1 protein-coding gene (cut by a window edge) is annotated in these 15,137 nt (G+C 69.8%); it reads left to right on the top strand.

Annotated elements, in window-relative coordinates; genetic code table 11:
* A protein-coding gene (locus tag BM417_RS03585; protein ID WP_093588250.1) for a type I polyketide synthase crosses the window boundary here: on the top strand, positions 1-15,137 show its 3' portion. It extends 14,455 nt beyond the left edge of the window; the window shows 15,137 of its 29,592 coding nt (coding positions 14,456-29,592); its start codon lies beyond the left edge, outside the window; the stop codon is at positions 15,135-15,137.

The raw sequence follows: 15,137 nt of genomic DNA, 5'->3' as shown, positions 1-15,137 counted from the left end.
GCAACCGGCTGACCGGTGTCACCGGGCTGCGGCTGCCGAGCACGCTGATCTTCGACTACCCGACGTCCGCGGTGCTCGCCGGTTTCCTGCGCGACGAGCTGTTCGGCGCCTCGGACGTGGTGGAGTCGCTGCCCGCGCTGACGTCCACTTCGGACGATCCGATCGTGATCGTCGGCATGGCCTGCCGCTATCCGGGTGGTGTCGCCACGCCGGAACAGCTGTGGGACCTCGTGGTCGACGGCCGCGACGCCATCACGGAGTTCCCGTCCAACCGCGGCTGGGACCTCGACTCGCTCTACCACCCGGACCCCGACCACGTCGGCACCTCGTACACGAAGTCCGGTGGCTTCCTGCACGACGCGGACCAGTTCGATCCGGAGTTCTTCGGCATGTCGCCGCGCGAGGCGGTGTCGACCGACGCGCAGCAGCGTCTGCTGCTGGAGGCGTCGTGGGAGGCGCTGGAGCGGTCGGGAATCGACCCCGTCGCGCTGAAGGGCAGCCAGACCGGTGTGTTCGCCGGCGTCATGTACAACGACTACTCGCTGCTGCTCGAAGGCGATTCCGAGGGTTATCAGACGACCGGCGGTTCGCCTTCGGTGGTGTCGGGCCGTGTCTCCTACACGTTCGGCTTCGAGGGGCCCGCGGTCACGCTCGACACGGCGTGCTCGTCGTCGTTGGTCGCGATGCACTGGGCGATGCAGGCTCTCCGCGCCGGTGAGTGCTCGCTGGCGCTGGCCGGAGGTGTGACCGTGCTGGCTTCTCCCGGCGCGTTCATCGGGTTCTCGCGGCAGCGCGGGCTGTCGCCGGACGGCCGCTGCAAGGCGTTCTCCGACTCCGCCGATGGCGTCGGCTGGTCCGAGGGTGTCGGTGTGGTCGTGCTGGAGCGGCTGTCCGACGCCGTTCGCAACGGCCACAACGTGCTGGCCGTCGTCCGTGGCTCGGCGGTCAACCAGGACGGTGCTTCCAACGGCCTGACCGCGCCCAACGGTCCCTCGCAGCAGCGGGTGATCCGTCAGGCGCTGGCGTCCGCCGGTCTGTCCACTGCGGACGTCGACGTCGTCGAAGCACACGGCACGGGTACGTCCTTGGGCGACCCGATCGAGGCGCAGGCGCTGCTCGCGACCTACGGTCAGGACCGGCCGTCGCCGCTGCTGCTCGGTTCGATCAAGTCCAACATCGGCCACACCCAGGCCGCGGCCGGTGTGGCGGGTGTGATCAAGATGGTGCAGGCGCTGCGGCACGGCGTCGTGCCGCAGACGCTGCACATCGACTCGCCGTCGTCCCACGTGGACTGGGAGGCGGGTTCGGTCCAGCTGCTGACCGGCAACGCTTCGTGGCCTGAGGTCGCTCGGGCCCGCCGTGCCGCCGTCTCGTCGTTCGGTGTCTCGGGCACGAACGCACACGTGATCTTGGAGGCCCCGGACGCTCAGGAATTGTCAGACCTGCCTGAGATGATTGAGATGGGGGTCGAAAGCCCCCTGGGGGCCAGCCAGCCGGGATCGATTCAGGTCGTGGGTGCGCCGCTGGTGGTGTCGGCCAAGTCGGCGGCGTCGTTGCGGGCGCAGGTCGAGCAGGTCGGCGCGCTCGTGGCGAGTGGTGTGTCCGCTGTGGACGTCGGGTTCTCGCTGGCGACCACGAGGGCGTTGTTCGACCACCGGGCGGTCGTGTGGAACGGCGTTGAGCTTGCCAGTGGTGTGATGCGGAATCGGTCGCTCGCGTTCGTGTTCTCCGGGCAGGGGTCCCAGAGGCTTGGCATGGGGCGCGAGTTGTACGAGGCGTTCCCGGTGTTCGCGGAGGCCTTGGACGCCGCGCTGGTCAACCTCGACCCCGCGCTGCGCGAGGTCATGTGGGGCGACGACGCCGAGGCTCTGAACCAGACCGGCTACGCGCAGCCTGCGATCTTCGCGGTCGAGGTGGCGTTGTTCCGGCTGCTGGAGTCGTTCGGGGTGCGGCCCTCACAGCTTGCCGGGCATTCGATCGGCGAGATCGCGGCGGCGCACGTCGCGGGCGTGCTGAGCCTGGACGACGCGTGCTTGCTGGTGACGGCGCGGTCGGCGCTCATGCAGGCGTTGCCGGCCGGTGGCGCGATGGTGTCGGTGATCGCGTCCGAGGAAGAAGTGCGTGAGCACCTGACGGGCGGAGTGTCGATCGCGGCGGTCAACGGGCCTCGGTCGGTGGTGATCGCCGGTGTTGAGGCAGAGGTGCTGGCTGTTGCGGAGCGCTGGAAGAGCAAGCGGCTGAAGGTGTCGCACGCGTTCCACTCGCCGTTGATGGAGCCGATGCTGGATGACTTCCGTGAGTCGATCAGCGGCATCCAGTTCCACGAACCTGTCGTAGGAATGTCGACATCTGGCGATGTCACGACCGTTGACTACTGGGTCGACCACGTTCGGGACACGGTCCGTTTCCACGACAACGTCACGCGGTTGGGTGACGTGACGCTGGTCGAGATCGGGCCGGACGCGCAGTTGACGGCGATGGTTGACGGGTTGATTCCGACGTTGACGCGAGTCAAGTCTGATGTTGAGTCAATGTTGACTGCACTCAGTCAAGTACATGTCGACGGAATCAACGTTGATTGGACTCGGTTCTACGGCGGCGGCAAGCGTGTCGAGCTGCCCACCTACCCGTTCAACCGGCAGCGCTACTGGCCCGCGAGTGCCGGGAAGGCGTCGGACGCGTCCGGGCTCGGGCTGGTCAGTGTCGGGCACCCGTTGCTCGGCGCTTCGGTGGAGCTGGCCGAGGGCGAAGGCGTCGTGTTCACCAGCCGGGTGTCGCTGAGCACGCACCCGTGGCTCGCCGACCACGTGATCATGGGGCGCAACCTGGTGCCGGCCGCCGTGCTGATCGAGCTGGCCATCAGGGCCGCGGACGAGGTCGGGCTCGACCGGGTCGACGACCTCACGCTGGCCGCGCCGCTCGTTCTGCCCGAGCGCGGTGCCGTGCAGGTGCAGTTGAAGGTCGGCGCGGAGAGCAACGGCCGCCGTCAGTACGCGATCCACTCACGGCCTGAGGACGCGCCGGACATGCCGTGGACGCAGCACGCGACCGGCTTCCTGGCGAGCGGCACGACCACAGGCGGCTTCGATGCCACTGTCTGGCCGCCCGCCGGGGCCGTGGCGATGGACTACGAGGAGTGCTACGAGCGGTTCGCGAGCGTCGGGTTCGCCTACGGGCACGCGTTCCAGAACCTCAAGGCGGCCTGGCGGGTCGGCGGGGAGATCTACGCCGAGCTCGCGTTGCCGGAGGACGTCGACGGGGCCGCGTACGGCCTGCACCCGGCGCTGCTCGACTCGGCGCTGCACGCGGCGTTGCTGGACGAGACGCTCGACGCGGGTCTGCCGTTCTCGTGGGAGGGCGTGTCGCTGCACGCCACCGGGGCGAGCGAGCTGCGCGTCAAGCTGACCCGCGACGAGGGCGGCATGCGCAGGACGATCGCGCTCGCTGACGTCACGGGTGCGCCGGTCGCCACGGTCGAGGCCGTGATCGTGCGGGCGGTGAACGTCGAGCAGCTCGGCGAGGCCAGGCAGAGCGAGCTGTTCGGGCTCGAGTGGGTGCCGGTCACGCAGGAGGACGTCGCCGCGCCCGCGTCGGTCGCGGTGCTCGGGCCGGACGTGCTCGACCTCGGGTTCCCGGTCGTCGACACGATCACCGAGACCGATGCGGGGCTGGTGCTGGTGCCGGTCACGGGATCGGAAGACGTGCTCGGCAGCACGCACCGCAACACGGCGCGTGTGCTGGGGTTGGTGCAGGAGTGGATCAGCAGTGGCAAGGACGGCAGGCTCACGTTCGTCACGCGGGGTGCGACCACCGGTGAGGACTTGGGGGCCGCGGCGGTCTGGGGCCTGGTGCGGTCGGCGCAGTCCGAGCACCCGGAGCGGTTCGGGTTGATCGACCTGTGCGGCAACAACCTCTCCACCGCAATGGTTTCGGTGGCGTTCGGGGTCGACGAGCCGCAGTTGGTGGTGCGTGACGGCGAGGTGCTGGCCGCGCGGCTGGCGCGGGTCGCCGGCGAGTCCGAGGTTCGCTGGGAAGGCAAGGTCCTGGTCACCGGCGGTACCGGCGGACTGGGCGCGGTCGTCGCGAAGCATCTCGTTGAGACGCACGGTGTTCGGGAGCTGCTGCTCGTGAGCCGTCGCGGCCAGGCCGATACGGCGGAGCTGGAAGCGTTGGGAGCGCGGGTCACCGTCGCCGCGTGTGACGTGACCGACCGGGATGCTGTCGCCGAACTTCTTGCCCAGCACGAGATCCGGGGCGTCGTGCACGCGGCCGGTGTGCTGGACGACGGAGTGATCGAGTCGATGACGCCGGAACGCGTCCTGAACGTGCTCAAGCCCAAGGCCGATGCCGCCTGGCATCTGCACGAGCTGACGTCCGGTCTCACGGCGTTCGTGGTGTTCTCGTCGGCGGCCGGTGTGTTCGGCAACGCCGGGCAGGCGAACTACGCGGCGGGCAACGCGTTCCTCGACGCGCTTTCCGCCCACCGCAAGGCATCCGGGCTGCCCGCGACGTCGATGGCGTGGGGCGTGTGGGCCGGGGTCAGCGGGATGACCGGCGAGCTGACCGAGGCCGAGGCCGCGCGGATGACCGCCGCCGGCATGCCGCCGATCACGGTCGAGCAGGGGCTGGAGCTGTTCGACGCGGCCGTGACGAGCGGGGCGGCGCTGACCGTTCCGGTGCGCCTCGACCTCGCGACTTTGCGGGCACGTGGTGCGGTGGCGCCGTTGTTGCAGGGGCTGATCCGGGTCAGGGCGCGGCGTGCGGCGGCGGGTTCCGCCACCGCTTCCGGGCTGGTGCAGAAGCTCGGCGCGATGGACGTCGCCGACCGGCACTCCGGTCTCGTCGACCTGGTGCGCGCGCAGGTGTCCTCGGTGCTGGGCCACGCCTCGATCGACGCGGTGGACGCGACGCGGGCGTTCCAGGACCTCGGGTTCGACTCGCTGACCGCCGTCGAGCTGCGCAACCAGCTGACGGAGGCGACCGGGCTGCGGCTGCCGGCGACGCTGGTGTTCGACTACCCGACCGCGATCGCGCTGGCCGACCACCTGCACGCCGAGCTGTTCGGTTCCGCTGACGCGGTGGCGGATCTGCCCGCGCTGGTGTCCACTTCGGACGATCCGATCGTGATCGTCGGCATGGCCTGCCGCTTCCCCGGTGGCGTGACGTCGCCGGAGACGTTGTGGGACCTGGTGGCGTCCGGCACGGACGCGATCACGCCGTTCCCGGCGAACCGCGGCTGGGACCTGGACTCGCTGTTCCACCCGGACCCCGACCACCTCGGCACGTCCTACGCGCGCGCCGGTGGCTTCCTGCACGACGCGGACCAGTTCGACCCGGCGTTCTTCGGGATGTCGCCGCGGGAGGCGCTCGGCACGGACGGCCAGCAGCGCATCCTGCTGGAGACGACCTGGGAGGCGCTGGAGCGGGCCGGGATCGACCCGCAGTCGTTGCGCGGTAGCCGGACCGGTGTGTTCGCCGGTGTCATGTACTCGGACTACGCGCAGATCCTGGAGTCCGACTCCGAAGGGCACCAGGGGGCCGGGACCTCGCCTTCGGTGGTGTCGGGCCGGGTGTCCTACACGTTCGGCTTCGAGGGGCCGTCGGTGTCGATCGACACGGCGTGCTCGTCGTCGCTGGTAGCGATGCACCTTGCGGCGCAGGCACTGCGGGCCGGTGAGTGCTCGCTCGCGCTGGCCGGTGGTGTGACGGTGATGTCGACTCCGGGTGCGTTCGTCGGGTTCTCGCGGCAGCGTGGTCTGTCGGAGGACGGGCGGTGCAAGGCGTTCTCGGACTCCGCTGATGGCGTTGGTTGGTCTGAGGGTGTCGGTCTGCTCGTGTTGGAACGTCAGTCTGATGCGGTGCGTCTTGGGCACACGATTTTGGCGGTCGTGCGTGGGTCGGCGATCAACCAGGACGGTGCGTCCAACGGTCTGACGGCGCCCAACGGGCCGTCGCAGCAGAGGGTGATTCGACAGGCGTTGGCGTCTGCTGGGTTGACCACTGCTGATGTCGACGCGGTTGAGGCGCACGGCACGGGCACGACTTTGGGCGACCCGATTGAGGCGCAGGCGCTGCTCGCGACGTACGGGCAGGATCGGGACGTGCCGCTGTTGCTGGGTGGCATCAAGTCGAACATCGGGCACACGCAGGCAGCCGCCGGTGTCGCGGGCGTGATCAAGATGGTGCAGGCCATGCGGAACGGTGTTGTGCCGCCGACGCTGCACGTGACTTCGCCGTCGTCGCACGTCGACTGGAGCGAGGGGGCGGTCGAGCTCGTCACCGAGGCGACGCCGTGGCCTGCGGTGTCGCGGCCGCGCCGGGCCGGCGTCTCGTCGTTCGGCCTCTCGGGCACGAACGCGCACGTGATCTTGGAAGCGCCCGGAGCGCTGGGGATCCCCCCAATTTCCAGCGTACGCGATGAAAGTGCTGGTCAAGGGGCCGCTGGGCGATCTGTGGACAACTCGGCGGCTGTGGACAACTCGGCGCTCGGGGGCGGCTTGGTGCCGTTCGTGGTGTCGGCCAGGACCGCGGAGGCGTTGCCTGGGCAGATCGAGCGGGCCCGGTCGTCTGTGGGGGTGCCGGAGGACGTGGCGTTCTCGTTGTTGAACACCCGTGCGCGGTTCGATCACCGGGCCGTGGTGCTCGGGGACGAGGTGCTGGCGTCCGGGGTCGCGTTGTCGCAGCGGTCGGTCGCGGTGCTGTTCAGCGGGCAGGGGTCGCAGCGGGTTGGCATGGGGCGCGAGTTGTACTCGGCGTTCCCGGTGTTCGCCGAGGCGCTCGACGCCGTGCTGATGTACCTCGATCCGGCCGTTCGGGACGTCATGTGGGGTGACGACCAGGAGGCGTTGAACCAGACCGGGGTGGCGCAGCCGGCGTTGTTCGCGGTCGAGGTGGCGCTGTACCGGTTGCTGGAGTCGTGGGGTGTCAAGGCCGATCAGGTTGCCGGGCATTCCATCGGGGAGATCGCGGCGGCGCACGTCGCGGGCGTGTTGAGCGTCGAGGACGCTTGTCTGCTCGTCACCGCGAGGTCGGCGCTCATGCAGGCGTTGCCTGAGGGTGGCGCGATGGTCTCGGTTCAGGCTTCCGAGGACGAGGTTCTGCCGCATCTCACGGCCGGCGTGTCGATCGCGGCGATCAATGGGCCCAAGTCGGTGGTCATCGCGGGTGTGGAAGCCGACGTGCTGGTGATCGCCGAGCGCTGGAAGAGCAAGCGGCTCAAGGTGTCGCACGCGTTCCACTCGCCGTTGATGGAACCGATGCTGGACGACTTCCGTGAGTCGCTCGCGGAGATCACCCTGCGGGAGCCGAGCATTCCGGTGGTGACCAGTGGGGACGTCACGACCGTCGACTACTGGGTGAACCACGTCCGGGACGCGGTGCGGTTCACGGACAACGTGCGGCGGCTCAGGGACGGTGGCGCGACCACGTTCGTCGAGGTCGGGCCGGACGGGGTGCTCAGCGCCCTGGTCGAGGACGCGATTCCCTTGCTGCGCAAGGACAAAGGTGAGCGCGTCGCGGCACTGACCGCGTTGGCTCGCCTGCACGTCGAGGGTGTGAAGGTCGACTGGAGCGGGTTCTGCGCCGGTGGCAGGAAGATCGACCTGCCCACCTACGCGTTCGACCACCAGCGGTACTGGCCCGCGGTGCGGATCGGCGGGGACGACGCGTCCGGCATCGGCATGGTCGCGGTCGGGCACCCGTTGCTCATCGCGTCGGCGGAACTCGCTGACGGGGAAGGGTTCCTGTTCACGAGCAGGCTGGCGGCGCGCACGCATCCGTGGATTCGCCACCACACGATCATGGGACGCGTGATGGTGCCGGGGGCGGCGCTCGTCGAGCTCGCGATGCGGGCCGGGGACGAGGTCGGGCTGGACCGGCTGGAGGAGCTGACGTTGTCCGCGCCGGTGATCCTGCCGGAGCACGGCGGACTCGCGCTGCAGATGAAGGTGTCCGCCGGGGACGACCGCCGGACGTTCACCATCCACGCGCGGCCTGACGAGGTGACCGACGCGCCGTGGACCCAGGTGGTCGGCGGTGTGCTGGCCAAGGGTGAGCAGCGGGTCGAGTTCGACGCCTCGGTGTGGCCGCCGAAGGCCGAAGTCCTTGACGTCGATGGGTGTTACGAGAGGTTCGCCGAAGCCGGGTTCGCTTACGGCGGGCTGTTCCAGGGGCTGCGGGCGGCCTGGCGGGACGGCGACACCACGTACGCCGAGGTGGCGCTGCCGGACGACGTCAACGTCAAGCCGTTCGGGCTGCACCCGGCGTTGCTCGACGCCGCGCTGCACGCCTCGCTGCTCGACGAGAGCGGGTCGGCCGGGCTGCCGTTCGCGTGGGAGAACGTGTCGCTGCACGCGACCGCCGCGACGGCGTTGCGGGTCAAGATGACGCGCGACGGCAACGGGCTGCGGATCGCGCTCGCCGACCCCGCCGGCAACCCGGTGGCATCGGTCGAGTCACTGGTGATGCGGGCTGTCGCGGCCGAGCAGCCGGTCGAGCTGGATTCGATGTTCTCGGTGCGGTGGACGCCGATCGCGGTGCCGCCGGCCGAGGCGGGCAAGACGGTCAGCGTGCTCGGGCCGGACGTGCTCGGGCTGTCCGTCGGACGGGTCGAGGGCCTGCTTTCCCTGGCGGACACGGACGTCGTGCTCGTGCCGGTCGCGGGGGAGCAGAACGCCGAGTCGGTGCGGGCCGTGACGCACCGGGCGTTGGAGCTGGTCCAAGAATGGATTCGCGAGGACCGCGACGGGCGGCTCGTGTTCGTCACGCGCGGCGCGGTCGAGGGCGATGACCTGGCCGGTGCGGCGGTGTGGGGGCTGCTGCGGACCGCGCAGACCGAGCACCCGGACCGGTTCGGGTTGATCGATGTGGACGCCGAGGAGTCGTCGCTCGCGACGCTGCTCGGGGTGCTGGACCTGGACGAGCCGCAGCTGGTCGTGCGGGACGGCGAGGCTCGGGCGGCGCGTCTCGGACGGGTCGCGGGCGGAACCGAAGACGGTGGCTGGGAGAGCCCGGTGCTGATCACGGGTGGTACCGGCGGGCTCGGGCGGATCGTGGCCCGGCACCTGGTGGAGACGCACGGGGTCACCGAGCTGGTGCTGGTGAGTCGCAGTGGTTCCGGTGACGTGAGTGAGCTGGAAGCGTTGGGCGCGAAGGTCTCTGTCGTCGCCTGCGACGCTGCCGACCGGACTGCGTTGTGGGAGTTGCTGAAGCAGCACAAGGTTCGCGGTGTCGTGCACGCGGCCGGAGTGCTGGACGACGGTGTGATCGAGTCGCTCACGCCCGAGCGGGTCGACTCCGTGCTGCGCGCCAAGGTCGATGCCGCGCTGAACCTGCACGATCTCGCGACCGAGGTGTCGAGGTTCGTGGTGTTCTCGTCGGCGGCCGGGGTGTTCGGCAACGCCGGGCAGGGCAACTACGCCGCCGGCAACGCGTTCCTCGACGCGCTGGCCGCGCACCGGCGGCTCAACGGGCTGCCCGGCGTGTCGCTGGCGTGGGGCGCCTGGGACACCGGCATGTTGTCGGCCGAGGACGCCGAACGGATGCAGCGCTCGGGCATGCCCGCCATCTCCTCCGAGCTGGGGCTGCGGCTGTTCGACGCGGCGGTCGCCGGGGCGGAACCCGCGGTGATTCCGGTGCGGCTCGACCTGGCGGCGCTGAAGCAGAACGGTGACGTGAAGCCGTTGCTGCGCGGGCTGATCCGGGTCAAGGCGCGGCGCAAGGTCGCGGGGTCGGAGACGGCTTCCGGGCTGGTGCGGCGACTGTCCGTGCTGGACGAAGCCGGACGGATCGACGCGCTGGTGGATCTGGTTCGCGGCGAGGTCGCGGCCGTGCTCGGCTACGACACGATCGCGGCGGTCGACCCGGCGCGGGCGTTCCAGGAGCTCGGGTTCGACTCGCTGACCGCGGTCGAGCTGCGCAACCGGCTCACGGCGGTCACCGGGCTCAAGCTGCCGGCGACCGTGGTGTTCGACTACCCGTCGTCGGCGCAGCTGGCCGGATATCTGAAGGACGAACTGCTCGGAGCGGTCACGGACGTCTCGGACCTGCCCGCGCTGGTGTCCACTTCGGACGATCCGATCGTGATCGTCGGCATGGCCTGCCGTTACCCCGGCGGTGTCTCCTCGCCAGAGGACCTGTGGGATCTGGTGGCTTCGGGTGTGGACGCGATCACGCCGTTCCCGGCGAACCGCGGCTGGGACCTGGACACGCTCTTCCACCCGGACCCCGACCACCCCGGCACGTCGTACGTCCGGGCGGGCGGCTTCCTGCACGACGCGGACCAGTTCGACCCGGAGTTCTTCGGGATGTCACCGCGTGAGGCCGTCGCGACGGACTCGCAGCAGCGGCTCATGCTGGAGACGGCGTGGGAGGCGTTGGAGCGTTCCGGGATCGCGCCGGCATCGTTGCGTGGCAGCTCCACCGGTGTGTTCGCCGGTGTCATGTACAACGACTACACGCAGCTCATCGGCGGTGCGGACACCGAGGGTTTCGGCTCGACCGGTGCATCGCCTTCGGTGATCTCGGGTCGCGTGTCCTACGCGCTCGGGCTTGAGGGGCCGTCGGTGTCGATCGACACCGCGTGCTCGTCGTCGTTGGTGGCTTTGCACTGGGCGATGCAGGCTCTTCGGGCCGGTGAATGCTCATTGGCGCTGGCCGGTGGTGTGACCGTGATGTCGACGCCGGGGTCGTTCGTCGGGTTCTCCCGTCAGCGCGGGCTGTCGGAGGACGGGCGGTGCAAGGCGTTCTCGGACACGGCCGATGGTGTCGGTTGGTCCGAGGGTGTCGGTCTGCTCGTGTTGGAGCGTCAGTCGGATGCGGTGCGGAATGGTCACCAGGTCCTTGCGGTCGTGCGGGGTTCGGCGATCAACCAGGACGGTGCGTCCAACGGACTGACGGCGCCCAACGGGCCGTCGCAGCAGAGGGTGATTCGACAGGCGTTGGCGTCTGCCGGGTTGTCTGCTGCTGATGTCGATGCCGTCGAGGCGCATGGCACCGGTACTTCTTTGGGCGACCCCATCGAGGCGCAGGCGCTGATGGCGACGTACGGGCAGGATCGGGACGTGCCGCTGCTGCTGGGTGGCATCAAGTCGAACATCGGGCACACGCAGGCCGCTGCCGGTGTCGCGGGCATCATCAAGATGGTGCAGGCGATGCGGCACGGGGTGTTGCCGCGGACGTTGCACGCTTCGACGCCTTCGTCGCACGTCGACTGGAGCGAGGGCGCGGTCGAGCTGCTGCAGGAGAACACCGCGTGGCCCTCGGTAGAGCGGGCGCGGCGGGCGGCGGTGTCGTCGTTCGGCATCAGCGGCACGAACGCGCACGTGATCTTGGAAGCGCCGGGAGCGCTGGAGGTCGGGCGCGACTCGGCCCTTGGAGACAGCCTGGTGCCGTGGGTGGTGTCGGCTCGGAGTGAGGCGGCGCTGGACGGGCAGGTCGAGCGGATCAGGCAGGCCCGCGGGGCGGCCGAGGACGTCGCGTACTCGTTGCTGACGGCCAGGACGTTGTTCGATCACCGGGCGGTCGTGCTCGGTGGCGAGGTCGTGGCTCGTGGGGCGGTGAGCCGGAAGCCGGTGGCGTTCCTGTTCAGCGGGCAGGGGTCGCAGCGGATCGGCATGGGGCGTGAGCTGTACGAGGCGTACCCCGTGTTCGCCGAGGCGCTCGACAACGCGTTGCAGCACCTCGACCCTGCGCTGAAAGAGGTCATGTGGGGTGACGACCAGGAGGCGCTGAACCAGACCGGGTTCGCGCAGCCGGCGTTGTTCGCCGTCGAGATCGCGCTGTACCGGCTGGTCGAGTCGTTCGGCGTCACGCCGGATCACGTTGCCGGGCACTCGATCGGTGAGGTTGCCGCGGCGCACGTCGCTGGTGTGCTGAGCCTTGAGGACGCGTGTCAGCTGATCACGGCGCGGGCCGCGCTCATGCAGGCGTTGCCGCAGGGTGGCGCGATGGTGTCCGTCATCGCCTCGGAGGAGGAGGTGACGCCGTATCTGACGGGCAACGTGTCGATCGCGGCCATCAACGGGCCGCGGACCGTGGTGCTGGCGGGCGAGGAGGACGAGGTCCTCAAGATCGCCAAGCAGTGGAAGTACAAGCAGCTCAAGGTGTCGCACGCGTTCCACTCGCCGTTGATGGAACCGATGATGCCGGACTTCCGGGAGGCGATCAGCGAGATCACCTTCAGCGAACCTGCGATTCCGTTCCAGACCGGCGGGGACCCGGCCACGATCGACTACTGGGTCGGCCACGTCCGGGATGCCGTGCGGTTCCACGACAACGTGACCGCGCTGGGCGACAGGACGTTCCTGGAGATCGGGCCCGACGCGGCGCTCACCCCGCTGGTCGACGGAGCGATTCCGATGATCAAGCGGAACGAGAACGAGGTCACGCGGTTCCTCACCGCGCTCGGCCGGGCTCACGTCGAGGGCGTCAAGGTCGACTGGACGCCGCTGCTCGGCCAAGCCAGGAAGATCGACCTGCCCACCTACGCGTTCCGCCGGCAGTCGTACTGGCCGAAGGTCGTGGAGGGCGCGAGCGACGTCAAGGCCGCCGGTCTGGGCAGTGTCGGGCACCCGCTGCTCGGCGCGGCCGTCCAGCTCGCCGGGCAGGACGGGCACCTGTTCACCAGCCGGATCTCCCTCAGGACGCACGCCTGGCTCGCGGACCACGTGATCATGGGACGGGCGCTCGTGCCCGGTGCGGCACTGGTCGAGGTCGCGCTCAAGGCCGGTGAGGAGCTCGGGCTCGACACGCTGGACGAGCTCACGATCGCGGCGCCGCTGATGCTGCCCGACCAGGGTGGTGTGCAGATCCAGGTCGCGATCGGCGCCGAGGAGAACGACAGGCGCACGGTGACGATCTACAGCAGGCCGGAGGACACCGACCTGCCGTGGACCGAGAACGCCGGCGGCACGCTGAGCACCAGCGACAGCCGCGGCACCGCGCTGACCGAGTGGCCGCAGGGCGAGCCGATCGACCTCGACGGCGTCTACGACAGGTTCGCCGAGATCGGGTTCGCGTACGGGGACACGTTCCAGGGCCTCAAGAACGCGTGGCGCCACGAAGGTGCCGTCTTCGCGGAGGTCGCGCTGCCCGACGGCGTCGAACCCGGCGCGTTCGGACTCCACCCGGCGCTGCTCGACGCGACGCTGCACACCGCGCTGCTGCAGGAGGGTGACGGGGGAGCGGGGCTGCCGTTCAGCTGGGAGGGCGTGAAGATCCACGCCACCGGCGCGGCAGCGGTCAGGGTCAGGATGACCAGGGACGACAGCGGCGCGATGCACATCGTCGTCGCCGACCCGCAGGGGAACCCGGTCGCCGAGGTCCGGTCGCTCGTGGTCCGCGCGGTCAACACGGGGCAGCTCAACGAGAACACCACCCGCGACGCCCTCTTCACGCTCGGCTGGACGCCGATCAACGCCACCGAACCCGTCAACGCCACCGTGGCGATCGCGGGCGAGGACCACTTCGGACTGGTCGACCACTTCGTCGCCGGACGCGTCTACGAGACCATCGAGACCGCCGACGCCGAGGTCGTCCTCACCGAGGTCAAGGCCTGTTCCGACGACGTCGTGGACTCCGCGCACGCCGCCGTGAGCGACGCCCTGGTCAACGTCCAGGAGTGGATCACGGCGAACAGGCCGGGAAGGCTCTGGTTCGTCACGAAGAACGCCATCGCGGCGAGCGACGCAGAAGCACCGGATCCCGTCGCGGCGGCGGTCTGGGGCCTCGTCAGGGTCGCGCAGTCCGAGCACCCCGGCACGTTCGGGTTGCTCGACCTCGACGACCAGCGCTCCAGCCTCGCCGTGCTGCGCCAGGCGATCGGGGCCGAGGAACCGCAGATCGTCGTCCGCGACGGCGAGATCCTCGGCGGCCGCCTCACCAGGGCGGAACGTGGCGAGGAAACGGTCGAGTACGGCAAGGTGCTCATCACCGGTGGCACGGGCGGTCTCGGCCGGATCATCGCGAAGCACCTCGTCGAGAACCACGGTGTCGGGGAACTCGTTCTCGCGAGCCGCACCGGCCAGGCGGACGTCAGCGATCTCGACGCCGACGTCACCGTGGCGGCCTGCGATGTCAGTGACCGCACCGAACTCGCCGCATTGCTCAACGCCCACAACCCGGCGACGATCATCCACGCGGCCGGCGTGCTGGACGACTCCACCATCGAGTCCCTGACGCTGGACCGCATCGACCCGGTGCTCCAGCCGAAGGTCGACGCCGCCTGGTACCTGCACGAACTGGCACCGGCAGCGAACCTGATCCTGTTCAGCAGCGTCGCCGGCACGTTCGGCAACGCGGGTCAGGCCAACTACGCGGCGGCCAACGCGTTCCTCGACGCCCTCGCAGCACTTCGCAAGGCGCACGACCAGAAGGCGACCAGCATGGCGTGGGGCGCCTGGGACACCGGCATGCTCAGTGCCCAGGACGCCGAACGCATGGCCCGCTCCGGCATGCCGGCGATCACCGGGGAACTCGGCACCACCCTCTTCGACGAGGCGCTCCAGACCGGCGCCGCGGCAACGCTTCCGGTGAAGCTGGACTTCGCGGTCCTGCGCAACCACGAGGTCGCACCGCTGCTGCGCGGCCTCGTGCGCACCAGGTCGAAGAAGGCCGTGGCAGGACAGGAGACGGCGGACTCGCTGATCACCCGCCTGACCGCGCTCACCGACCAGGGACGCACCGACGCGTTGCTGGACCTCGTGCGAGGCCAGGTCGCCGAGGTGCTCGGCCACGGAGAGAACGAGCAGATCGAGGGCGACCGGCAGTTCCAGGAACTCGGCTTCGACTCGCTCACCGCGGTCGAACTGCGCAACCGCCTCGGCGGTGCGACGGGCCTGAGGCTGCCCGCCACGCTGGTGTTCGACTACCCGACGCCGAACGACCTGGTGGCGCACCTCAAGACCGAGCTGCTGGCCGACGCGCCGGAGGCCGGGCTGCCGAGCGTGCTCGCCGACCTCGACGCGTTCGAGAAGGCGCTCGCCGCGGCCAGCGTGGATCCCGCGCTGCACCAGCAGATCGCCGGACGGCTCGACGTCCTGCGCACCAAGTGGGCCAAGAACACCAGCACCGAGAAGGACTTCGAGTCGGCTTCGGACGACGAGATGTTCGCGATGCTCGACGAAGAACTCGGTCTCTAG

This window comes from Lentzea waywayandensis (assembly GCF_900115955.1).
Lineage (GTDB): Bacteria > Actinomycetota > Actinomycetes > Mycobacteriales > Pseudonocardiaceae > Lentzea > Lentzea waywayandensis.
This window is presented reverse-complemented; position numbering and strand designations above follow the sequence as displayed.